Raw genomic sequence first — 22,797 nt, 5'->3', positions numbered from 1 at the left:
GGTGTCGTGGAAACCCAGCATGGTCGCCTCCTGTCTCTCCATTTATCATGTACGCCACATTGACGTACAAATCAAGAGTTCAATCATGAAAGCTCTTCGAAAGTAGCACACTCACCCGAACCGCCCGCCTCCCTCGGTGAACGTATACTCGCTGACGAGGATCCCCTTCTCGATAGCCTCGCCCGAGGCGAGGTAGGCATATTTGGCATGAAGCTGGCAGTAGAGCCAGCAGTGCCTCGCGATTTCGCGGAGCAGGGACGCGCTTGGTGAGAGACCCGGCTTATGCGAGCCCCTTGGGTTCGACATGGGATCAGGCGGCAAGCTGTCAATCGGCACGCCATCTTGGCTCTGACTCAATTTCTGTGGCGCGGTCATGCCGAATGCTGAAGACGCGCCAGAAGAAGGTCGATACCTGCAGCGCCATACATCTGCCGTTTCAACATCTTCAACCTGTTGATCTGGCCTTCTGTCTGGCCGTTGGACCAAGGCTCGCGCAGCGCCGCCGCGACCGCGTCCAGATCGGCGGAGAGCCCGCGCACAAAGGCTGCCAGTCCAGGGAAATTGACTACATTGAGCGCTATGATCGGTTCAAATCCAGTGTCGACGCGTTGCTGGACATGCCCGCCCCAATGGTGGATTTACTGCGAGGTTTTCTGGAACAAGGCAACGGCACGCTATCCAGACGTGCCTTGTGCAAGGAGTTCTCGGCTCTGACCGAAGAGGAAGTTACCCTGATCGAGGAGGCATACGCTGCAGCCTGCCCCCCCGACTGAATTCCACCAGTCCTACCCCATTCCCGGCCCATCAATCTCGTCATCGCGCGACTGCTGCAGGCCGCCGATCCCGACTTCCCCGGCACGCACGATCAGATCGAGAACCCCCTGGATCATCCAGTCCTCCGCAGTCTCACCGAGCGCCTTGAGCGAGGCAAGCATATCCTCCATCACAATGGTGCCTTCCGAGATCTGAGCATGACCTTCGGTGAGCGCGGCTATAACCTTGGCGACGGCAGCTTGCTTTTTCACAAATTCCAGAGCTCTTCGGTCGAGTTCCGCGAACGCGCCCCGCATCTGCTCCGCATTCGCCTTGCGCGCCGCATGCTGTTTCGTCGATAGCCGCGCTTTTCGCGGCCCGTCGCGCAGCAACCCGCAAGGCGCTCCGACCGCCGTGTAATAGTCGTCCTGGAACTGCTGCATGGCCGCACGGTAGGCGGCCATTTCCGGAACCTCACCGCGCAGTTTTCGAGCCGCTTTCAGGTGGGTGCGGTTCTCTTCTTTCCACATAGTGAGCGCCGCAGCATTTTCAGCGCGCACCTTGCGTGAGGCCGAGCGCCACGCCTCGAGACGCGCTGAATTACGCGCCTCGTTGCGCGCGATGGTCTCCGGTCGTTTGCCAAGAGCCCGCTTCCGCGGTCTCGGCGGAAGAGGCTTGGGGAAGGGCCGCGGGAGCGAGCAGATAGCCGAAGGGGTCTCACAGGAGGCACGCACCTCCGCGGCTGCGCGCTTGCCCGCATGCAGCTTGTTCGCATCGAGTTTCGGGTCTTCGACATTGAGCGCCAAGATGTGGAGGTGGACATGGGTCTCATCGAGATGCAGCACGGCGACCCATTGAATTCCCTTGGGCATGCGCCTTTTGAAATGCGTAAGCACCCGTTCCGCCCAGCTGAGGATTTGCGGACGATAGCCCTTCTCATCACGCCTGAAGGCCTCCACCGAAAGGGGGTGCGAGTGAATTTCCGTGTAAAGCGTCGCCGCATCCCGGCGCAGCCGACGCTGATAGCTCTTGCCCGTTGCGCTCTGCACAGTCTCTCGGATCGCGTCGACCTTCTCGACCCAGAGCGCCTCGAGCTTGTTGAGCGTCGTTGTCCCGTCAAGCTTGATCGGCGCTTTCGGCTCGGCGACATGGCCCGAATAGCGTGGCACCCGCATCGCCTCGCCGAAGACCTGCTCGGCCGTGTTCACCTGCTCGGGCGCTCCCTTCACCTTGCGTGGGGCCGCCGAATAGCATTCGATATGGACAAACTGATAGCTCATGGATCACCTCTTTCCTTCCGTGGCTCTCACTCGAGGATAAGTTGGTGACCTGAAAAAACGGGCAGGAGAGTAGTGCGGAAAACGGCGCTGGGAAAACTAGCTATATGACAGACTGTAGGTAGGTTTTTCGAACGGCTGGATTGCGGACCAAGGCGGCCGCGCCGAAAAGGGTTCCATGGGCACCGCGCGTCTTCATCGCCTTCGCGCCGTGGTTATGGTCTCACCCTCTGCCACTCTCATCGAGACTGAGGCCTCATCGGCAGAACCGGTCTGTCGCAGCGCGGGCTCTCGCGGGGACGAATATCGTCGGGCGTCTATCGTGACGGGCCGCCACGCGCCGCCACCCTTTTAGACTACCGGACGCGCGGACAGGCAGGCTTTCACCGGCCTCCTTTCCGCTTCGGTCTTTTCGTCCGCATTCCCGCATTGCCTTGATGGAAAAACTTGCGACTGACGCGTCGCGGGCGGCCTCACGCGTTTGTGATTGAATCTATGCGTATAGATATGATCAACATGAGAAATACAAAAAATCACGACAGGGAAAGACCATGATCACAAGACGCAAGTTTCTGGCGACTTCCGCTCTCGCCTCAGGAGCCCTCGCGATGCCCGGGCTGTCGGGACAGGTTCTGGCGCAAGGCCAATCCATCACGCTCGCCGTGCCGGTGCCGATCTCGGGCGCATTCGCGGCCAATGGCAAATACGCCGTGATCGGCGCGAAGCTGGCGGCTGACGAGGTCGCTGCGGACAAGGGCATCGAGGTCAACACGCTCGACCTCGACACCGAGGGCAAGCCCGCGACCGCCGTGCGCAAGGTGCAGGACTCGGCCGAGCAGAACGGCGCGAAGCTGTTCGCCGGCGGCATCCTGTCCTCCGTCTCGCTGGCGATGGGCAAGGAAGCCGAGCGCGCGGGTGGCGTCTTCATGACCACCGCGGGTGCTGACGAGATCACCGGCAAGGACTGCAACAGCGCGACCTTCCGCTGGTCGGTGCCGACCTATGGCGCGATCAACGAGACCGTGCGCCCGCTGATCGACATGCTGCCCGATGCAAAGAAATGGTATACGATCACCCCGCAATATGTCTTCGGCGAAGGGCTTCTGAGCGCCGCCAAGGACGTGTTCAAGGAAAAGGGCATCGAGCATGTCGGCAACAGCTACCATTCGCTGAGCGAACGGGAATTCTCGGGCTACCTGACCAACGCGATGGCCGCGCAGCCCGACGTTTTGCTGCTGCTGAACTTCGGCTCGCAATCCTCGGCCACGTTGCGTCAGGCAATCTCCTTCGGGATGAAGCAGCGTATGACGATCGTCATCGCATGGGCGTCGGGTCTCGAGCAGTTCGAGGAACTGGGCGCGGATACCTGCGAGGGCGTCTATTTCGGCGCGCAATACTGGCATCAGGCCGACGCGCCCGCGAACAAGGCGCTCGTGAAGGCGGTGCAGGAGAAATACGGCTACAACCCGAACTACTCGCTAGCGGGCTCCTACATCATCTCGAAACTGCTGCTCGAAGCTGCCGCCGAGGCTGGCAGCACCGAGGGCGCAGAGGTGGCCAAGGCGCTCGAAGGTCGGAAATACGAAGGTCTCACCGGGCCGGAAGAGATCCGCGCCGCCGATCATCAGGTGATCAAGAACTACTACCTCCTGAAGGGCAAGGCGAAGTCGGAGATGCAGGACAAGGACGATTACGCCGAGATCATCCATTCTGGGCAATCCTTCCTCGACCCGGAAGCCGCAGGCTGCAAGATGCCGGCCTGACCCGCCGACAGACCGTAGCCATGCCGATCCGCCGGGAGGTCCCCCCGTCTCCCGGCGGATCACCTCTACTGCCTTACTGGGAGCGTGCGCCCGTGATCTACCTGTTCCAGATCCTCAACGGCATCGGGCTGGGAATGCTGTATTTCCTGCTCGCCGCCGGCTTGAGCATCATCTTCGGCTTGCTGCAATTCGTGAATTTCGCCCATGGCGCTTTCTATCTGCTGGGCGCCTATCTGACGTATGATCTCGTCGAGCGGGGCGTGAGCTTCTGGATCGCGCTGCCGGTGGCGACACTGATCGTGGCGATCGTCGCTGGCGCGATCGAGGCGCTGCTGCTGCACCGGATCTACAAGCTGCCGCACACGTTCCACATCCTCGTGACGGTGGGCATCGCGCTGGTCTTCCAGGAGCTCGCGATCATCATCTGGGGGCCGATCGGCGGCTCCGTCCCCACGCCTGACGGGCTGGGCGGCGTGGTGATGCTCGGCAATTTCATCTACCCGCAATACCGGCTGTTCACGATCGGCGTGACGGCGGTGCTGGCCGGCGGGCTGTGGTGGCTGCTGGAGGGCACGCGGCTGGGCGCGATCGTGCGCGCGGGCTCGGAATCGGCGTCGAACATGGCGCTTCTCGGCTATAACACGATGCGCATCAACACCGCCGTCTTCGCCTTTGGCGCGGGGCTGGCCGGGCTTGCCGGTGCGCTCGCCGCCCCGATCCGCGGGGTCGAGCCCTTCATGGGGGCCGAGGCGCTCTCGGTGGCCTTCGTCGTCGTCGTGATCGGCGGGATGGGCAGCTATACAGGCGCCTTGGTGGCCGGGCTGATGATCGGCATCATTCAAAGCCTGATGACCACGATCTGGCCGCAGGGCGCACAGCTCTTCATCTATATCGCGATGGCGGCGGTGATCGCGATCCGCCCGCGCGGTCTCTTGGGGAGGGTCTGAGCGATGCATGTCCTCGATACCGCCAAGGTGCAGATCTGCCTCGCGCTGGCGACCGTGCTGATCCTGCCATTCGTGCTCAGCTCGGGCATCCTCGCGACCGAGATCCTGATCTACGCGATGGTCGTTGCGGCCTGTAACCTGCTGCTGGGCTATACCGGGCTGCTGTCTTTCGGGCAGGGCATCTTCTTCGGGCTCGGCACCTATGTCGCGGGCGTTCTGACAACGCGCTGGGGCGTTCCGATCCCGCTCGTGCTTCTGGGCGCGGTAGTGCTGGGCGGGCTGGTGGCGACCGTCGTCGGCTGGTTCACGATCCGCCGTCAGGGCGTCTATTTCGTGATGCTGACGCTGGCCTTCGCGCAGATGTTCTATTTTCTCGCCTACACGTTCAGCGACATCACCGGAGGCGATAACGGCCTCCTCGGCGTGCCCCGCCCGCAGATCATGGGACAGGTGCTCGACGGGCCTTGGGCCTATTACACCTTCGTCGCGGTGTTCTTTCTCGTGATCTTCGGGCTGCTGCTTATGGTCACGCGCTCCACTTTCGGGCGCACGCTGCTTGCGATCCGTGAGAATGAAGGGCGCGCTGCCGCGATCGGCTTCCCGGTGCGGCTCTTCAAGATCGAGGCCTTCGCGATCTCGGGGGCGATCACAGCCCTGGGCGGCGCACTGCATGCGCTGCTAATCGGCGTCGCACCGCTCGAGAGCATCAACTACCACACCAGCGAGATGATCCTCGTGATGACGATTATCGGCGGCTCCACCAGCCTGTTCGGTTCGGTCATGGGAGCCGGGTTCTACCTGCTGCTGGCCGATACGCTCTCTGTGATCTGGCCGCGCTGGCTTTTGCTGCTGGGACTTGTGTTGGTCACAGTCGCGCTGTTCTTCCAGCGCGGGCTCTGGGGGCTGGTCGAGCGCGGCTGGGACGCGCTGGTCGAACGCCGCAAGGTGACGCGGAAGGAGGCTGGCGATGTCTGATATTGCCCTGCAAACCCTCGGGCTCGGCGTCCGCTACGGCAATTTCGATGCGCTGAGCGACGTCGATCTGAGCGTGAAGCGGAACTCCGTTCATTCGATCATCGGGCCGAACGGCGCGGGCAAGACGACGATGTTCCACGCATTGACCGGCACCGTCGCTGCCAGCAGCGGCCGGATTGAGCTTGAGGGCCGTGATGTGACGCGCGCCTCCGATGATGACCGGGTGCGCCTTGGCATCGCGCGCTCGTTCCAGGTCACCAGTCTCTTTCCGGAACTGAGCCTGCGCGAAAACCTGCGGCTGGCCGCGCAAGGGCGCACGCCGTGGCAGGCGCTGATCCCGTGGCGCAGCGCGGAGGCCAGCAAGAGCGTGCTAGAGACGGCCGACGCGGTGATCGAGCGGCTCTCGCTGAGCCATGTCGCGACCCGCGCGGCGGGGGAGCTGTCACACGGTCAGCAGCGCCGCCTCGAGGTCGGCATGGCGATCGCGGCGCGCCCGCGCGTGATCCTGCTCGACGAGCCGACCTCCGGCATGGGGATCGACGATATCGAGGGGATGAAGACCCTGATCCGCGATCTCGGCCGCGACCACACCGTGCTTTTCATCGAGCATAACATGGGCATCGTGATGAACATCTCGGACACGATCACGGTGATGCGTCTGGGCCGCAAGCTGGTCGAAGGCTCGCCCGCCGAGGTGCGCGACAATGCCGAGGTGAAGGCCGCCTATCTTGGCAACATGATCACGGGGGACATCGCATGACGGCGGCGCTTCGACTGACGGATCTACACAGCTATTATGGCAAGAGCCACATTCTTCAGGGCGTCTCGCTGGAACTGGGAGAGGGCGAAATCGTCACGCTTCTGGGCCGAAACGGCGCAGGCAAAAGCACGACATTGAAAACCGCTGTGGGTGCGGTCACGCCACGCTCGGGCCGGGTGGAGCTGGCCGGGCGCGACGTCACCGGCCAGCCCGCGCATCGGATCGCCAAGGCGGGCGTGTCGCTGGTGCCCGAGGATCGCGGTATCTTCCAGTTGCTGAGCGTCGAGGAAAACCTGCGCATCGCGGTCAAACGCGGCTCGCCCTGGGCCATTGCGGATATCTACAAGATCTTCCCGCGGCTCGAAGAACGCCGGCGCAACGGTGGCGGACAGCTTTCGGGCGGTGAGCAGCAGATGCTGTCCATCGCGCGCGCCTTGCTCGGGGGACCGAAAGTGCTGATGCTCGACGAGCCGGTCGAGGGTCTCGCGCCGATCATCGTCGAGGAGATCGTCTCGCAGATCGGGCTTATCCGCGACGCGGGCGTGCCGATCCTTCTGGTCGAGCAGAACCTCGCCGTGTGCCGCGCTCTGGCCGACCGTCACTACATTCTCGAGATGGGCCGGATCGTCCACGAGGCCAGTGCGACAGAGTTCGCCAGTGATTCCGAGACGATAGATCGCTATCTTGGAGTGAAGGCCTGAAACGGGTCACGGACATAAGAGAACAACGCAGCAGGCGCTTGAGCGCGGCGCAGAGCGTTGGTCAGGGAGCGGATGAACAAGAAAGAAACCCGAGCCAGCGGCGGTCGATTGTCGCGGATCAAGCTGTCCGACCAAATCACCGAGGATATCCGCCGACGCATCTCGCGCGAGGGACTGCATCCGGGAGATCGGCTGCCGAACGAACGCAACCTGATGGAATATTACGGCTGCTCGAAAGGGACGATCCGCGAAGCGCTCAAAGCGCTGGAGGTGGAAGGGCTGTTGCGCATGGTCTCGGGCCCCAATGGCGGACCCGAGGTGCAGGCGGCGTCGATCGACATCGTGACCCAGCAACTGCGCCGCTACCTGCATTTCCAGAAGCTCGATTTCGCGCAGGTCTACGAATTGCGCGAGACGCTGGAGGTGGTTCTGGCGCGCAACGTGACGCCGCGACTGACCGAGGAACATCTCACGCGGCTGGAGCAGAACATCGCGGATTGCGATGCGGCAAACGCTGCGCAGGACCGCGAGCGGGTGCGCGCGCTCGAGACCGAGTTTCACGACATCCTCTGCGAGGCCTCGGACAACGTGATGCTGATCTTCATGTGCCGCTTCCTCAATTCGATGCTGCGCGATCTGGTCAGTTACCGCTCCGAGGCGATGCCCGAGCACGAGGATTTCGGCGAACACAATGTCGATGCGCACCGACAGCTTCTCGCGGCGTTCCGGGCGCGCGATGCCAATGCGGCGGCGCGGCTGATGAGCGAGCACATGGCCTGCGCCGCCTCCTTCATGGGCAAGCTCGACGCCTCCTTCCACATGGATCGCATGCTGTCGCGCTGACCGATCCCCGCAGTTTGCATCCCCGCATGGCTTGCCGTTTCGGCAGAGCCCCGATGCCCTATTTCGCAAGACTGGAGTTACCGACATGAACGACACCGCAGAACCCGCTCTCTGGTCCTTGGGGGCCACGCAAATCGCGGCTCTCGTGCGGTCGCGTCAGGTGAGCGCGCGCGAGGTGGCGCAGGCTGGACTTTCACGGCTCGAGGCGGTGAATCCCGCGATCAACGCGGTAGTCGAGTGCCGGCCCGAGGAGACGCTGGCCGCGGCGGAGGCGGTCGATGCCCGCATCGCGCGCGGCGAGGATCCGGGGTCGCTGGCCGGGGTGCCGGTGACGATCAAAGTGATCGTGGACCAGCGCGGCTATGCGACGACGAACGGGCTGACCTCGCAGAAGGACCTGATCGCGAAGACCGACAACCCGGTGGTCGCGAACCTGCTGGGCGCGGGGGCGGTTAGCCTCGGGCGCTCCAATACGCCCGCCTTCAGCTATCGCTGGTTTACCAACAACCTCCTGCATGGCCACACTTACAATCCGCGGCGCAAGGATTTGACGCCGGGCGGCTCGTCGGGCGGTGCTGGCGCTGCGGTTGCGGCCGGGATCGGAGCGATCGCGCATGGCACCGATATCGCGGGCTCGGTCCGCTACCCGGCCTATGCCTGCGGTGTGCATGGGTTGCGGCCGAGCTTCGGGCGTATCGCGGCGCATAATTCCAGCGTGGCGGAGCGCGATATAGGCGGGCAGCTGATGGCGACCTCCGGGCCGCTCGCGCGCTCGGTCGGGGATCTGCGGCTCGCTTTCACCGCGATGGCCAAGCCCGATCCGCGCGACATCTGGTCGGTGCCCGCGCCGCTGCACGGACCTGCGGTGGATCGGCGCGCGGCGCTATGCCTGCGTCCCGATGGCGCGCGGACCGATCCGGCGCTGGAACAGACCCTCTTGCAATCCGCCGAGAAGCTTCGCGCCGCAGGCTGGATCGTGGACGAGCTCGACGCGCTGCCGCCGATCGCCGAGGCCGCGCGGATGCAGGTCACGCTTTGGCTCGGCCACGACTATCCCGGCAAGCTTGCGGCGGCGCAAGCCGAGGGTGATCCGGGTGCGCTTCGCGTGCTGGAAGGACAGGCCGAGTTCATCCGCTCCCTTGCCCCCGATGCGATCCCGCGCGCGCTGATCCGCCGGGCCGAGATTGCGCGGGAATGGGCGCTTTTCCTCGAGCGCTACCCGCTGGTGCTGCTGCCGCCGAGTTCGGAACTGCCCTTCGCCGACAATCTCGACCTGGGGAGCGATGCTGATTTCCGCCGCGTCTGGGAAGCACAGAACGCGATGGTGGGCCTGCCAATCACCGGGCTTCCGGCGCTTTCGCTGGCAACTGGGGCCACGCCCGAAGGCGCGCCGCTGGGTATCCAGATGGTGGCAGGGCGGTTCCGCGAAGACGTGCTCTTCGACGCCGCGACAGAGATCGACGCGCGCTCCGCCCCGGTCGAGATCGCGCTATGTTAACCGCGGGATAGATGGCTCTTTGCGCTGCCGGGCCAGACGGCAGCCTCTTTGGGATATCGACCGGCAAGAGGGGTTCATCGCCCGGCTCGTCGCTCATTCCCGCAGAGCGAGATGACGTATCGAATGGGAAAACCTCCGAAGCGGACAGCGCGGTCATACAGTCGTTTTTTCCACCTGTTGATAATCAGCTGTTTCTTCAACCTTGTCAGGCCTGAAGGCTTGCCTCTCCCAAGTCACGATGTTCGCCCCAAGATAGAGCGATTGGAGCAACCGCGACCAAATGAGAGCAGCGGATTTGCCTGCAGGCGCCCTCGCCGATTACCCTCTTTTCGCACGCAGCGCCGATCAGGCACCGAAACCCGCGATGCGGCACCTATGATATTTATCAGCAACCAGAGACGCCGGACCGGATCGATACTGTCGATTGTCGCAATGAAATCGACGAACGGGCCGGAAGACACGCGCACCTCATCTCCCTCCACGACCCCCTGATGACCCCGCTAGCAGTGCGCTGCATTGCAACGCTCGGCCATCTGAGTAATCAGCTCGGAAGGCACAAGCCTCGGCGCACTGCCAAAGCTCACGAGGCGCGCAATGCCCCGGGTCGCATTTATCTTGTGCCAAAGCCCTTTCTCGGTATCAAAAGAGACGTAGAGATACCCGGGGAAAAGAGAGCTGCGCCGCGTGTCGAAGCGTCCTGCACGATGGCCTGTGCGCATTTCGGTGGGCAGGAAGCTTTCTATGCCTTGACGCTCGAGATGGGCCTGCGCAATCGCCGCGCTGTCGGGCTTGAGCTGCGCCAGAAACCAAGGCCCGTTCGAGGTAAGGGAAACCATACTGACATCCGTTCAACTATGAACCCTCGGACCGAGCGACTGAAGTTCTCGACAAGGGCCAAGGCAGCGACCCCGCCGTCCTACGCGCACGCGTCTCTAACCGAGCGGAGTGCTGGCCACGCTGCGCAGCGACGAACGTGTATCTCTCTGGAAATCGCCGCTGAACGCGGGTCGCTGCTCGTCATGGCTTCCTTGCCTCAAAATTAGCAAAGAAGGCGTCCACGAAACAGGGGAGCTATTCACTCCGAGTAATGAGAGGATCGCTTCACAAGAAAGACGGGCTTCAAATATGTGTTGAGGGGAACCGACTCGTTCGATGCTTGTTCCGATAACGCGACACCAATCGCGAAGAAATTCTCACTTTTGCATATTTTTACCCTGCGAAGTCTTTCGAAAGGTCGGATCGTGAGACGCCCCACTCCGCGCCCATCCCATGGCACGCCGATAACCAGCCCGGCGGTCGGTTTCTCCTCGCGCAAATGTGCCAATGCGCAACAATCGGTTGCGCTCATCGGCAGCGGAGCTACAGCCATTTATGCGCTCAAAAACCTGATTGAGACCTCCTGCCCGCTCACAATTCATATCTTTGAGCGCGAGCGCGAGATCGGGCCCGGAATGCCCTATCGAAACGGGGTGAATCTCCCGCATATGCTTGCCAACATCGGCAGCCGCGAAATTCCACCGGTAACGGAGAGCTTGGAAGCGTTTCTGCTGAATAGCAATGCGGCAACACTCGCAAAATTCGGGATCAATCGCGCGGAAATTGGGCCAGAGGCCTTTTATCCTCGCGTCGTCCTCGGCCGCTACTTTATCGCTCAAATAGCGGCTCTCATAGCGAAAGCGCGTGGCCGCGGACATAGTGTAGAGGTCCGCTCGCGCCATACTGTTTTGGACGTAGAGCCGACCCAGCTCGGGACGCGTGTGAAGTGGGAAACACCGCACGAAAGAGGCACGGAAACTTTCAACCACGTCATCTTGGCGACCGGGCATCAATGGCGCGATCGGGTTGATAACTCGGGAGTTCAGCTCCATTCGCCGTGGCCCGCGGAATCGTTGCGACGCTTCATTGGCAGCGCAGTAGGACTCCTTGGCAGTTCTCTTTCTGCGATTGATGCCGCTGTCGCCCTGGCGTCTTTCCACGGGCGATTTGAAGAGGATGAGAACGAGGTGCGCTGGGTCCCCCACACTCCCGACGCCGGGTTCACGATGGTAATGATGTCGCGCCGTGGCGTCTTACCCGATGCAGACTGGTATTACCCTCACCCGCTTCCGCCACTTTCGCTGTTTACCCACGAAGCGCTTTCAGAGCTCGCTAAGCACGACAACTTCCTAATCAATTGCCAATCGGTTCTTGCGAAAGAACTGGAGGCACTGGATCCCGCATATGCCGCACGCACGCGCCCCGCGCAGCTTGAAGGGTTTGCGCAGCGCCATTTTGCCGATCGGCTGTCAAAAAACTCTTGGGAGGATGTGCGTTCCGATTTGGGTCTCGCGAAGGCGAACCGCGCCGCAAAGATCAGCGAACCATGGCGCGTCGCCTTGTTGGCAGCACATGAAGTTTATCAGAGCATCGTTCAGCATCTGACACCGGAAGACCGCGCAGTGTTCGATCGTGAATTGTTTCCGGTTTTCTCCGATGTCTATGCATCGGTGCCGCATCGCTCAATCGAACGCATGCTTGCGCTGCACGACGCTGGCGTGCTCGAACTCGTGCGGCTTGGGGAGGACTATACGATCGCGGCGGAGGGACAGACGGTAAAAATCACCGGTGTTTCTGGCACGATTACGGTCGAGCACTTGATCGATGCGCGCGGCCAAAGGCCTGCCGACCTCACCGAGTTGACGTTCCCGACGCTCCGCGATGCGGCCGATCTCGATCCGGAGACCCTACTAGTCAGCGGCCCGCATCAACCAGCCGGATCGATCACCTGCGTGGCGATCCCGGTAGTGCTGAAACGCAACCCCTTCGTGCAGGGACTGGAAAATGCCGAAGCGTTGGGGCGGCGCGCCGCGCAGAACATCGCCGATGCAATCGCGTCCTGCAGCCAAGCCTGAGAGCGTTCACCAGCTCCAAACAAGCAACGGCGTAGCCACGAAGACTGCACAGTTGCTTCTTCCCCCGCGCGATGTAATGCCATTCGGCACGGCGATCCGAGCCAGTTATCGGGCGACGCGGTGACCGGAGAGCGAGGTTTCGATGACCGTCGCTAGGCATTTCTGGCTGAGGTCGCCGATCACGCACAGGATCCAAAAGCGGCGGCCATCGCTCAGGCTGTCCGAGACGAAGTCCTACTGCTCTGCACCCTGAAAATTGGACCGTCGGACGTTAGAGTATTCGTAAGCGGTGTCTGAGCGGCACGTTGTCTACGCCGGCGCGGACTGCGAGGTGATACCCATCTCAAGATGGGAGTGCGTTTCGCAATGGATGCTCAGACTGCGTTTCTCAGATCGCTGGGAGTTGAGATCTTCGAGAGCGGGCACCGCCGGTGGCCGGAGAAGGTGAAGGCACAGGCTGTCGCGGAGACACTTGAGCCGGGCGCGACGGTCAACGCCGTGGCGGCGCGTTACGGGATGAAGCCGAACCAGTTGTCGGCGTGGCGATGCCTGGCCAAAGAGGGCAAGCTGGTCCTGCCCGCCGCCGAGATGTCGGATGAGCCGACGGCCTTCGCGCCGGTTGTCCTGTGCGAGCCGAAGCCCCCGCAGGCGCCGCAGCCCTCGGGGCAGTCGGACGACAGCCTCCGCCTCGTCTTCGGTGACGTGACGATCGCGCTTGCCGCCGACACCCCGGCGGTGCGGATTGCCGAGATCGTCCATGCGCTCGAGGCGTCCTCGTGATGATGCCGTCCCACACCGTCCGTATCCTCGTGGCGACCCAGCCGGTCGACTTCAGGAAAGGCCACGACGGTCTCGCCGCGCAGGTCGCATCGGTCCTGAAGGAGGATCCGTTCACTGGCACCGTGTGTTTGTTCCGGGCGAAGCGTGCAGACAGGCTAAAGATCCTCTTCTGGGACGGCACCGGGCTGGTGATGGCCTACAAGCGGCTTGAGGAGAGTTCCTTCATCTGGCCGGCGGTTCGGGACGGCGTGATGACTTTGAACCGGGCGCAGTTCGAGGCCCTGTTCGCCGGGCTCGACTGGCGCAAGGTGAAGGCCCTGGAGATCCGCCGCCCGGCTGCGGCAGAGTGAATCAGGCACGAGAAAGGGCGGGCCTTCGAGGCGGCTTCGGGGTAGCCTCCGGCCATGCCATCCACCGCGATCATTGACCTGTCCGCAATCCCCGAGGCGCAGCGCGAAGCTGTCGCCGCGCTGCTGCGCGAGCATGAGGAGCTCAAAGGTGAGAGGGTCAGCCTCAAGGAGATCATCAAGCGCCTCGAGCATCTGGTCGCCGAACTCAACCAGGTAGTTCACGGCAAGCGGTCCGAGAAGCTCAGCGAAGATGACCGGCAGCTGGTTTTCGAGGATCTCGAGATTGCGGTCGCCGAAGCCGAGGAGAAGCGGGAGACGCAAGCGCCGTCCGAGAGCCGACCCCGGCGTGCAGCCCGGCGCAATCGAGGCAACCTGCCCAAGGACCTGCCGCGCATCGAGCGCGTGATCGAGCCGGACAGCTTGCAATGTCCTTGTGGCTGCGGGGAGATGCACAAGATCGGCGAGGACCGGACCGAGCGCCTGGACATCGTGCCCGCCCAGCTGCGCGTGCTCGTCACGGTTCGCCCCAAATACGCCTGCCGCGCCTGCACCGATGGCGTGACCCAGGCGAGCGCCCCGGCGCATCTCATCGACGGCGGCCTGCCGACCGAGGGCGCCATCGCGCATGTCCTGATCAGCAAATATGCGGACCACTTGCCCTTGTATCGGCAGAGCCGGATCCTTGCCCGATCGGGCATCGAGATCCACCGCAGCACGCTGGCCGACTGGGTCGGCACCGCCGCCTTCCATCTCGGTCCCGTCGTCGACCGGCTGGCCGAACATCTGAAGACGTCGACCAAGCTCTTCATGGATGAAACCACCGCCCCGGTGCTGGATTCGGGGCGCGGCAGGACCAAGACGGGATATCTCTGGGCGCTCGCCCGTGACGACCGGTCATGGGGCGGAGATGATCCACCGGGCGTGGTCTTCTTCTACGCGCCCGGCCGCGCCGGGGAGAACGCGGAGAAGATTTTGCACGGCTTCGACGGCATCCTGCAGCTCGATGGCTACCAGGGTTACAACCGTTTGACGCGTCCCGCCCGCAAGGGTGGCGACCCGGTCCGCGTGGCGCATTGCTGGGCCCACGCGCGGCGCAAGCTGAAGGAGGTGTTCGACCGCGACGGCTCCGAGATCGCCGCCGAGGGGCTGCGCCGCATCGCCGAGTTCTACAAGATCGAGGCCGACATTCGCGGCACGGCGCCGGGACAGCGGCTCTCGGCCCGGCAAGCGCGCACAGCGCCCCTCGTGGTCGAGTTCGGTGAATGGCTAAAACAGCAACGTCTGCGTATCTCCGCCAAGTCGCGCCTGGGAGAGAAGCTCGCTTACATCCACCGTCACTGGGACGGGCTCCAGACCTTCCTGCACGATGGGCGGGTGGAGATCGACTCCAACAGCGTGGAGAACTTGATCCGGCCCATCGCTCTGAACAGGAAGAACGCATTGTTCGCCGGACATGACGAAGGCGGGCGCGCTTGGGGACGCATCGCGTCGCTCATCGAGACCGCAAAGATCAACGGCGTCGAGCCCTTCGCCTATCTCAAGGCCACCCTCGAGGCCATCGCCGCCGGCCATCCGCAAGGCCGCATCGACGAACTTCTCCCGTGGAACTTCAAGCCGTCAAGCTGAACCTGGGGTGGGATGCAGCCGCCGCTTACGATCGATTGCGGCTTCGCGATCAGGGAAAAGAGCTCTGGATACCGTTTAGAGGCCCAGATCTCGTTCACCACCTCTATCACCCTGGGCGGGAGCACCCTGCGCGGTGCGTCGTAGCTTATGCTAACCACGGATGTGGTGTTAAAACTTCCTCCCCTAACCTTCCAGCCTTGAGGCCAGAAAGGAAGATCGCCAAAGTCCTCAGCAAAGTCTGCATTACGAGCGTTGACTGCCGCCCCTCTGCAGAGCGCGTCGGAAGCGGCTCAGCAGTGCCACGCGGCGATACATCAGAAGATAGGTCAGGAAGACAATCCCTACGCCGCAGCCAAGCACCAACGGACTATCTGGCGCAATAACAGTGATAGCGCAGGCGATAAGCGTGATAGGCCAAAGAATTACACTTGTAACCGGATTACGCAGCCGGGGTCTGCCGATGGACTCCGCGAGACGCTTGGCTCGGCTACGATAGACAAGGCTATGCAGGTGCAGCCGATCAGCTTCTCCAGGGTGCATCCCTTCGCGCTTCGCGCGCCGACGGATCGATACCAGCGTCTCGATCCACGGATAGGATAAGGCCAGGACCGCGATTAGCGGCGAATATTCCGGATTGCGCACCGGCAGGACGACCCCGATCACCGCGAGCATGAAGCCTGTCGTGTAAGCGCCAGCATCACCGAAAAAGAGCTTCCCGGCAGGGAAGTTCAGCACGAAGAAACCCGCAATCGCGCCGATCATCAGAAGGCATATCGCAAGAAGCACAACATCGTCCGATCGCGCTGCAAGGATCGCAAAACAGCTTAGAACAATGATCGCGGTGCCTGAGGCCAGCCCGTTCACCCCGTCGATGATGTTGAGGGAATTGGCGATACCGCCGATCGCCAAGGCGCTTAGCGCGATGGCGAAACCGGGATACGCGAGCAAGAAGTCGAGACCTGGAATGTCGGCATGCTCAATATGATAGCCCGACACGACGCAAAAGATCAGCCCCGCAAATACAGTTGCAACAAGGCGCCAAGTCGCGTGAACCTTCTTCGTGATGTCCTCGGCGATCCCGGACAGAAAGGCTGGCAGCGCGCACAGGCTGATAGTCCACCAGAGGGAGCGTGCCTCAATAGGCAGGAAAGCTCCGCCGATGCATGCACCTAGAAATACTGCGATACCACCAATTCGCGGCGTCGGCGCGTCATGAATCTTCTGGACACCATCGCTGCCATCATGGCTCAGCTTCCCATGAAGTTCCTGAGAAACAACGATCAGTCCCGCGAAAATGAGCGACGGAAAAAATGCTTGATCTAGATAGAAAAACACTTTCACGCCAAACCCACCGAGCCAACTCATTACCTTGCATGAGCCCTGACGTAAGTGAGCGCACACTCGAAAAATCGCTACATATAACGCAACAACATTACCTTACGTAAGTCATCCAGACAACCCTGAATGCCTGAACGGCCCATTCGTTATGAGAAAACCGGGGAGATGGATCGAGCTTCGGGGGCCTCTGCACTCAGATATCTGGACCGTTCGAGGTTCGAGTTATCGACTACTCCGGACAGGAAGAGGAGCAGAAGTGCTTTAGAGCATCAATGCTCACCGAGCGCGGGAGACAAACCTTCATCCTGAAGCAAGATGAGAATGGAAAGCCCGAGAGCTCCTAGTCAGCGAGTTCATTGCGCGACGAGCGAAGAACCTTTTGACGAAAGGAAAACCTTTACCGAAGTCCGGACCCTACACTTCCCAAGCCCGTCCACTGGTTGGAGGCCGTTCAGAACGTTCAAAGATACGCTCAATCGCCGGATTTGTAGCTGTAGCGGTAGTTATAGTGATATTGGTAATGGCCGCCATAGCGCTCACTCGCCTCGGCCTTGAAGCCGTTGAGAACCGCGCCTGTGATCGACGTGCCCGCCGCCTCGAAGCTCGCCTGCACGGCACGCACCGCGCCTTGCATCGTCTCGAGATGGCGCGCAACCATGATGCTCGCGCCCACGGAGCGCCCAATCACCACCGGATCGGTCACGGCCAGCGCGGGCGGCGCGTCGACAATGATCAGATCGAATTCGCCGTCGAGCTGGCGGAGCATCTCCCCGAACTCGGCCCGCATCAGCAGTTCCGAGGGGTTCGGCGGGTAGCGGCCCGAGCTGATGACCGACATACCCTTGATCGGTCCGGACGCGATCACATCCTCAAGCGATTTTTCATGGCCAAGGTAATCCGACAGGCCCGGTGTGTCCTTGGGCAAATGCAGGAACCGGCGCAGGTAGCCTTTGCGCATATCCGCATCGATCACGCAGACCTTCTGGCCCGCCTGCGCCGCCACGACCGCCAGATTTATCGCGGTAAAACTCTTGCCGACATTCGGCGCAGCCGAAGTGAGCTGAATCGAGTTGGTCCTGGCGTCGAGCAAGCCGAAATGCAGCGAGGTGCGCAGCGAGCGCAGCGCCTCGGTTGCGACCGCTTCGGGATGCTCGAGCGCGAAGATTGGCAGGTCCCCCTTGCGGTTGCGCAGATCCGCGGCTTCCTGTGCGAAGGGCACGGTTGCGAAGACCGGGAGGCCGAGCGCCTCGATCTCTTCGGCGCCCTTGATCCCCCGGCGCAGCGCGCGACGGATCAGCACGATGGCGGCCCCGATGATCAGGCCGAGGATCGCCGCGAGGGCCACGATCCGCGATTTACGCGGCGCGACGGGATTCGCGCTCGCATAGGCCTTGTCGATCACGCGCACCGAGCCGACCGTAGAGGCGCGCACGACCTGCAATTCCTGCGAGCGGTTCAGCAGCTGCGTGTAGACCTGCTGCGCCACTTCGAGATTACGCTGCAGGTTGAAGATGTCCTTCTGCGTCTCCGGCAGACCTTGGGTCGCCTTCTTCGCCTGTTCCAGCTGCGCTTGCAGCTCCTTGCGGTTCTGCAGCAGCGCCTGATAGGCGGGGTGGTTGACCGTGTATTGGTTCTTCAGCTCGGCCTCTTTCAGATCGAGCGCGGAGAGCTCTCCCTCGATCTTCGTGACACGTTCAAGCAGGGCCTGGGTCTCATAATTCACGTCAACCGATTGCTGCTTTTGCCTATATTCGTTGAGCGCCTGTTCCGCCTCGGACACGTTCTTGCGCGCCTCGGGCAATTGCTTCTGGATGAAGTCGAGGCTGTTCTCGGCGGAGGCCGAATTTCGTTCGATATTCTGGGAGACGAAAGACGCCGCAATTGCGTTCAGGATTTCTTCGGCCCGCTGGCGATCCGTGTCTTGATACGCGGTATGCAGAATGTTCGAGCCGCGCGGGCTCTCAGAAACCGAGAACTTGCCGCGCATCCCCTGAATTGTCGCGCTGAGCGAGCGGCGCCCGACATAGAACTCGCGTCCCACCGGCGCATCCATCTGGGACAAGGCGATCGCAAAATCACCGTCGCGCGCAGAGATGTCGTGACCGACCGTTCCGGTCACCTCGGTGCCGTCGGGCAGCGCGAGGCGATAGCTGTCCGCTCCGGTCACCGTCAGCGTCATCGGAACACCCTGCCATTGGGCGGGCACTTTCAGGCGCCCGAGCTGGACCGTCTCGTTTCTCCACTGGTATTGGTCGAACAGGCCCGGATCCGGCAAATGCAGATTCGCAGGCAGCAGGCCGATCACCGGCAGGCGGCGCGGAATGACGAAGTTCTGCAGATTGAGCTTGTTGGCCGCCTCCCCCAGAACGAGCCGCGAGGACATGATCGCGATCTGAGTCTCGGCCTGAGATTTGCCGCCCCCATCGCTGCCGAGAAGTGTCTGCATCGATTCTGGAAGTGCGGACAGCCCGTTTTGCGATTGCTCGAGCTGCAAGAGCCCGGTGGCCTGATAGATTACCGGTTTGCGCAGCGCGATAAAGGCACCGAGGATCACGGCGACGACGAAGGCCAGCGCAATCCATTTCCAGCCCGCCAAAAGCGCGCCTGCCAGCGCCATCAGGTCGATCTCGTCATCCTCGACCTCCGGCTGCGTGACATATCTCTGGGTTATTTTGGAAATCGGCGCCATCTGTCCTGCTCAAACTCTCAAATGCTTGCTCAAACCCATGGGAGCAATACTCTCCACGCCGCTCACCGTTTCGGCGCGAGACGCGAGACCCATGCCTCGCTCGCGGCGGAAATCTCGGTGAAGGCCTTGCGATGGGCGTCAATCGGTTCCCGGTAGGGGTCGGCGATCCCTTTGCCCCCCATCCACTGATCGAACAGCATCACCCGCCCGCCCAGTTGCGGCGCGCGGCGCGAGATCTCGCGCTTGTGGCCCGCCTCCATCACGAGGATCAATTCGTGCTCAGCGCCGATCTCGGCGGTGAACTGGCGCGCAACGTGACCGTCGAGGCCCAGCCCGTGTTCCGCCGCGACTTCGCTCATGGTCCTGTCCGCGCTCGCGCCAACAACCGCGCCGATGCCCGCCGAGCTGACCTTGCAGTCCGGCAGGGCCGCGGCCAGAAGCCGTTCGCCCACCGGGGAGCGGCAGATATTGCCGACGCAGACGACGAGGATGGATCCGACTTTCGCCATGGATCAGTTCGCGAGCGCGGAGGCCGCGCGCGCCGTGCTCAGCGTCGGAAGGATGTTGGAGACCACGCGGTTCCATTTCGCGACTGGTGCGGTCGTGACATAGACGACGTCCTGCGGATGCAGGAAGAATTTCGTGCCGACCACGTAGGCCGCCGCGCTCGACGTATCGAGCTGGAACACGATCACCCCGCTCGGGCTGTCGCGGAACACGAAGACACCGCGCGCATCGGCCTGATTGGTGTTCAGCCCGCCGACGGAGGTGACGGCTTCGGTGAGGCTCACGTCATCCTTGGTCAGGTCGATCGGACCGGGGGTCACGAGCTGACCCAGCAGATAGGCTTCGAGCTTCGTCGCGCGCTGCACCGAGACGACATCGCCATTGCGCAGCACGGGGTTGTTCGAGGCGATGCCCTGATTGAGGAAAGCCTGCAGGTCGACCGCATAGCTCCGGCCGCCGCGGCGAACAAGCACCTGGCGCGCATCGGCCGTCTCGTTCAGGCCGCCCGCCTCGTTGATCGCATCAAGCAGCGTAAGCGACTTGGAAGTCAGCGGGATCCGCGCAGGCTTGCCCACCTCGCCGGTGACGGAGACGGTCTGCGAATTGTAGCCCACGACGCGCACCGACACTTGCGGCGAAGGAATGAATTCCTTCAGTTGGCTCGAGAGATCGGCGCGCACCTGCTCCGGCGTGCGGCCCGCGGCGCGCACATTGCCGACATAGGGATAATAGAAGGTGCCGTCCGAATTGACGCGCAGACCACCCTCGGCGGGCGTCCGGGTCGAGCCCGCAGGCGAGGTCAGCTCGGGATGCTCATAGACCACGATATCGAGCAGGTCGCCCGGCCCGATCCGGTAGTTCCAGTAGCCGTTCGACGGCAGCGTGGTCCGCCCGCCGCTCAGATCGGACGGCGCGCCGAAGGTGGCGACGTTGGCGAGGCTGAGCCGCACGATCGCGACATCGCCCGCCGCCGGATCCTCGACGGAACTGACATTGCGGGTGTTGACCGGGAAATTCGTGGTCGAGGTGTCGCAGGAGGCCAAAAAGAGCAACGCGCAGAGCGCCACGAAAATCCTCATTATTGCCCCCATGAAAGCCCTCCTGGGTCGTGCGCCACAATTGCGCAACCGTCATATTCAAAGCTCCGCAGACATCAGGAGCGGACGTTAACTGGATAGCGGAGCCATGCGCCTATGCCAACTCCTCACTGCGTATAAACCGCATGGTTCGGCTTTCTGCTTGCTTATTTTCTTGCCGGTGCGACGAAATCGCTTCAACCAAGACGCCCATGTATTTCGCACGGGTATCGCGCACGGATCTTGAGCCGCAGGTGGCCGCTCGAACTTAGTTCGTTCCGTTGGTGGAATTCGTCCCGTTCGTGGAACTTGTCCCATTACCGCCGCCACTACCCATAGCCGCTGCGGCAAGACCTGCGCCGACCATCAACATCACGAAAGACGTATTTCCACCGAGATTGCCAGCGGCGCGCTGCGCACAAGTCACCTGCGCCTCACCCTCAATGGTGTATTTAGCGCCCAGCACTCGCGCCCCGTTGCAGATATCGACCTGCTGCGCCCAGGCGACGAGCGCCTCTTGGCTCAGGTTCGGCGGAGCCTGCACACCTTGGGCGAGGCTGGGCAGGCTTGAAGCGACGACCGCTGCAATCGCCACGGAAGCCGTAATCAGTTTGGCCATCAGAACCTCCAAATCGGCTGATCGAAATGATATGGAAGTGGAGCTTACACCATTTCTCGGACACGGCCCAGTGAGGTTCCCCTCAGAGCCAAGATTGCGTGCCGATTGACAGGACAAAATCCACAGAGCGGCCAAACACCGAGCTTATTGCTTCTTGCCCATCAGGCGTTTCATCTACTGCGTGAGACCCGCAGCAAATCGCGAAGCTCCCGGTCAGGCTTGGATGCCTGAGGAATCGGAGGCTCAATAAACGCAGGGAACCTGACCGCCGTCACTCTCAACCATCATCGCTCCTTCGGGCGCAACTCCAACGCGGGCACCGCAACGCGCGTCGCAGCCCCCATCATATCCATCAGCAACCAGACACGCTGGTCCGGATCGATGCGTTCGATTTTCGCAACAAAATCGACAAATGGGCCAGAAGCGACACGCACCTCCTCGCCTTCAAGAAACTCTCGTTGTGCCTGAAGACAGTGCGCGGCATCGCATCGATCGGCGATTTGAGCGATGACTTCGGAAGGCACAGGTCGCGGCACACCACCGAAGCTCACGAGGCGCGTGATCCCGCGGGTGGCATTTATCTTGCGCCAAAGCCCTTTGCCGGGATCGAAGGAGACAAAGAGATACCCGGGAAACAGAGGGCAAAGCCGAGTATCGAAGCGCCCAGCCCGACGGCTCGTGCGCATTTCGGTGGGAAGGAAACTCGCAATGCTTTGACGCTCGAGATGGGCCTGCGCAATCGCCGCGCTGTTGGGCTTGAGCTGCGCCAGGAACCAAGCTGCTTCGGAATTCAGTGAAACCATATCGCCATCCGTTCAAATATGAACAAGCTCACCACGAATGTGGCAGGGCATTCAACCTCAAACGCGCGGGCTCGGATCAGCATCGATTGCCCTAACTGTTTTCCTGGCCCCGCGATTTGGATCGGATCCCCTCTTGGTCGGTGCGCGCAGACATATTGTGAGGCCTGATCGCGAGATTCGACATCGGCAACCTACAACTCCTGAATCTGAACCTGTCGCTGGTCGGCACCTGGGCGCCAAAGCTGCACGCGCCGTTGCGCTGGCTGAAGCTCCAGAGCCTCTCGGAGCGTGGTTAACGACAAGTCAATTTTTTCGGGCAGAGTGAGCGGCCCCCGCGAGTGACATAGCGGGGGCCGCGAGACCGTTCTGACAGGGATCATGCCTGGGGGGCGGCCAGAACGATCTTTCCCGGTCTAAGGGCCTCTTGCGCCCTGGACTAGGAAATCTTTTGGTAAATTAGCTACATTGGGACGCGCCCACTGCTTCGGCAAAGCCTGTCCGTTAAGCCACATCGCTCGACATAGTCGAGCGGAATTGCTTCCGCCGTGACAGCTTGCGTCAGGTGTCTCAAATCCGTCTCCTCTTCGGCCATGAGGCTGCC

The 22,797-nt window shown here is 62.1% G+C and carries 19 protein-coding genes and 2 pseudogenes; 11 read left to right on the top strand and 10 right to left on the bottom strand.

Translation table 11 applies throughout. From position 1 onward, the window contains the following. Positions 1 to 371 precede the first annotated feature (371 nt). Both BMI90_RS11825 and BMI90_RS11820 read right to left on the bottom strand, forming a co-directional pair. A pseudogene (locus tag BMI90_RS11825) lies at positions 372 to 533 on the bottom strand (ISL3 family transposase); the annotation flags it as partial. Positions 534 to 785: 252 nt separating this feature from the next. Then, the gene (locus BMI90_RS11820; protein ID WP_078529581.1) at positions 786 to 2,033 is read right to left on the bottom strand and encodes a hypothetical protein; all 1,248 of its coding nucleotides are present in this window, start codon (positions 2,031 to 2,033) and stop codon (positions 786 to 788) included. Between the two features lie 605 nt (positions 2,034 to 2,638). Between BMI90_RS11820 and BMI90_RS11815 the strand changes: the two genes are divergently transcribed. The 7 genes from BMI90_RS11815 (at position 2,639) to BMI90_RS11785 (ending at position 9,517) form a co-directional block, all read left to right on the top strand. Then, positions 2,639 to 3,793 carry an ABC transporter substrate-binding protein gene (locus BMI90_RS11815; protein WP_246831542.1) on the top strand — a complete coding sequence of 385 codons (1,155 nt, stop codon included), beginning with the start codon at positions 2,639 to 2,641 and terminating at the stop codon, positions 3,791 to 3,793. A 92-nt stretch (positions 3,794 to 3,885) separates the two neighbouring features. Next, the gene (locus BMI90_RS11810; protein WP_246831541.1) at positions 3,886 to 4,740 is read left to right on the top strand and encodes a branched-chain amino acid ABC transporter permease; all 855 of its coding nucleotides are present in this window, start codon (positions 3,886 to 3,888) and stop codon (positions 4,738 to 4,740) included. Between the two features lie 3 nt (positions 4,741 to 4,743). Further along, on the top strand, positions 4,744 to 5,715 hold the full coding sequence (locus BMI90_RS11805; protein ID WP_078529577.1) for a branched-chain amino acid ABC transporter permease: 972 nt from the start codon (positions 4,744 to 4,746) through the stop codon (positions 5,713 to 5,715). Continuing rightward, the gene (locus tag BMI90_RS11800; protein ID WP_078529575.1) at positions 5,708 to 6,475 is read left to right on the top strand and encodes an ABC transporter ATP-binding protein; all 768 of its coding nucleotides are present in this window, start codon (positions 5,708 to 5,710) and stop codon (positions 6,473 to 6,475) included. The genes BMI90_RS11805 and BMI90_RS11800 overlap by 8 nt, the downstream gene beginning before the upstream one ends. Further along, the gene (locus BMI90_RS11795) at positions 6,472 to 7,176 is read left to right on the top strand and encodes an ABC transporter ATP-binding protein (RefSeq protein WP_078529573.1); all 705 of its coding nucleotides are present in this window, start codon (positions 6,472 to 6,474) and stop codon (positions 7,174 to 7,176) included. Before BMI90_RS11800 ends, BMI90_RS11795 begins: the two co-directional genes overlap by 4 nt. Positions 7,177 to 7,248: 72 nt before the next feature. Further along, positions 7,249 to 8,019 carry an FCD domain-containing protein gene (locus BMI90_RS11790; protein WP_078529571.1) on the top strand — a complete coding sequence of 257 codons (771 nt, stop codon included), beginning with the start codon at positions 7,249 to 7,251 and terminating at the stop codon, positions 8,017 to 8,019. Positions 8,020 to 8,104: 85 nt separating this feature from the next. Next, positions 8,105 to 9,517: an amidase family protein gene (locus BMI90_RS11785; protein WP_078529569.1), complete on the top strand. Its 1,413-nt coding sequence runs from the start codon at positions 8,105 to 8,107 to the stop codon at positions 9,515 to 9,517. 500 nt (positions 9,518 to 10,017) lie between these two features. Here BMI90_RS11785 and BMI90_RS11775 read toward each other — a convergent pair whose 3' ends face one another. Continuing rightward, on the bottom strand, positions 10,018 to 10,353 hold the full coding sequence (locus tag BMI90_RS11775; RefSeq protein WP_078529565.1) for a transcription termination/antitermination NusG family protein: 336 nt from the start codon (positions 10,351 to 10,353) through the stop codon (positions 10,018 to 10,020). Positions 10,354 to 10,647: 294 nt separating this feature from the next. Between BMI90_RS11775 and BMI90_RS11770 the strand changes: the two genes are divergently transcribed. Further along, positions 10,648 to 12,408, top strand: a complete 1,761-nt coding sequence (locus BMI90_RS11770) for an FAD/NAD(P)-binding protein (protein ID WP_168172769.1) — start codon at positions 10,648 to 10,650, stop codon at positions 12,406 to 12,408. A 108-nt stretch (positions 12,409 to 12,516) separates the two neighbouring features. On the opposite strand, the pseudogene BMI90_RS18970 reads toward BMI90_RS11770, so the two are convergent. Further along, positions 12,517 to 12,642, bottom strand: a pseudogene (locus BMI90_RS18970) (IS3 family transposase); the annotation flags it as partial. Between the two features lie 114 nt (positions 12,643 to 12,756). Between BMI90_RS18970 and BMI90_RS19080 the strand changes: the two are divergent. The 3 genes from BMI90_RS19080 to BMI90_RS11755 are packed head-to-tail and all read left to right on the top strand — an operon-like array spanning position 12,757 to position 15,164. Next, positions 12,757 to 13,188 (top strand): transposase, encoded by a 432-nt coding sequence (locus BMI90_RS19080; RefSeq protein WP_348638926.1) that lies wholly within the window; start codon positions 12,757 to 12,759, stop codon positions 13,186 to 13,188. After that, on the top strand, positions 13,188 to 13,538 hold the full coding sequence (gene tnpB / locus BMI90_RS11760; protein ID WP_078529562.1) for an IS66 family insertion sequence element accessory protein TnpB: 351 nt from the start codon (positions 13,188 to 13,190) through the stop codon (positions 13,536 to 13,538). The genes BMI90_RS19080 and tnpB overlap by 1 nt, the downstream gene beginning before the upstream one ends. A 54-nt stretch (positions 13,539 to 13,592) precedes the next feature. Then, positions 13,593 to 15,164 (top strand): IS66 family transposase, encoded by a 1,572-nt coding sequence (locus BMI90_RS11755; protein ID WP_078529560.1) that lies wholly within the window; start codon positions 13,593 to 13,595, stop codon positions 15,162 to 15,164. A 243-nt stretch (positions 15,165 to 15,407) separates the two neighbouring features. Here BMI90_RS11755 and BMI90_RS11750 read toward each other — a convergent pair whose 3' ends face one another. From BMI90_RS11750 to BMI90_RS11725, 6 genes are all read right to left on the bottom strand, one after another. Beyond that, positions 15,408 to 16,529: a glycosyltransferase gene (locus BMI90_RS11750; RefSeq protein WP_078529558.1), complete on the bottom strand. Its 1,122-nt coding sequence runs from the start codon at positions 16,527 to 16,529 to the stop codon at positions 15,408 to 15,410. 445 nt (positions 16,530 to 16,974) lie between these two features. Continuing rightward, the gene (locus tag BMI90_RS11745; protein WP_078529556.1) at positions 16,975 to 19,191 is read right to left on the bottom strand and encodes a polysaccharide biosynthesis tyrosine autokinase; all 2,217 of its coding nucleotides are present in this window, start codon (positions 19,189 to 19,191) and stop codon (positions 16,975 to 16,977) included. Positions 19,192 to 19,253: 62 nt separating this feature from the next. After that, the gene (locus BMI90_RS11740; RefSeq protein ID WP_078529554.1) at positions 19,254 to 19,700 is read right to left on the bottom strand and encodes a phosphotyrosine protein phosphatase; all 447 of its coding nucleotides are present in this window, start codon (positions 19,698 to 19,700) and stop codon (positions 19,254 to 19,256) included. 3 nt (positions 19,701 to 19,703) lie between these two features. Next, positions 19,704 to 20,789 carry a polysaccharide biosynthesis/export family protein gene (locus BMI90_RS11735; protein WP_246831540.1) on the bottom strand — a complete coding sequence of 362 codons (1,086 nt, stop codon included), beginning with the start codon at positions 20,787 to 20,789 and terminating at the stop codon, positions 19,704 to 19,706. A 253-nt stretch (positions 20,790 to 21,042) separates the two neighbouring features. Further along, positions 21,043 to 21,393, bottom strand: coding sequence for a hypothetical protein (locus BMI90_RS11730; protein WP_078523421.1), 351 nt, complete (start codon positions 21,391 to 21,393; stop codon positions 21,043 to 21,045). A 284-nt stretch (positions 21,394 to 21,677) separates the two neighbouring features. Then, on the bottom strand, positions 21,678 to 22,196 hold the full coding sequence (locus tag BMI90_RS11725; protein WP_078529550.1) for a transcription termination/antitermination NusG family protein: 519 nt from the start codon (positions 22,194 to 22,196) through the stop codon (positions 21,678 to 21,680). Positions 22,197 to 22,797 lie beyond the last annotated feature (601 nt).

This window comes from Thioclava sp. L04-15 (genome assembly GCF_002020275.1).
GTDB lineage: Bacteria > Pseudomonadota > Alphaproteobacteria > Rhodobacterales > Rhodobacteraceae > Thioclava > Thioclava marina.
Note: the sequence above shows the minus strand (reverse complement) of the source record. Positions and strands in the feature narration are given on the sequence as shown.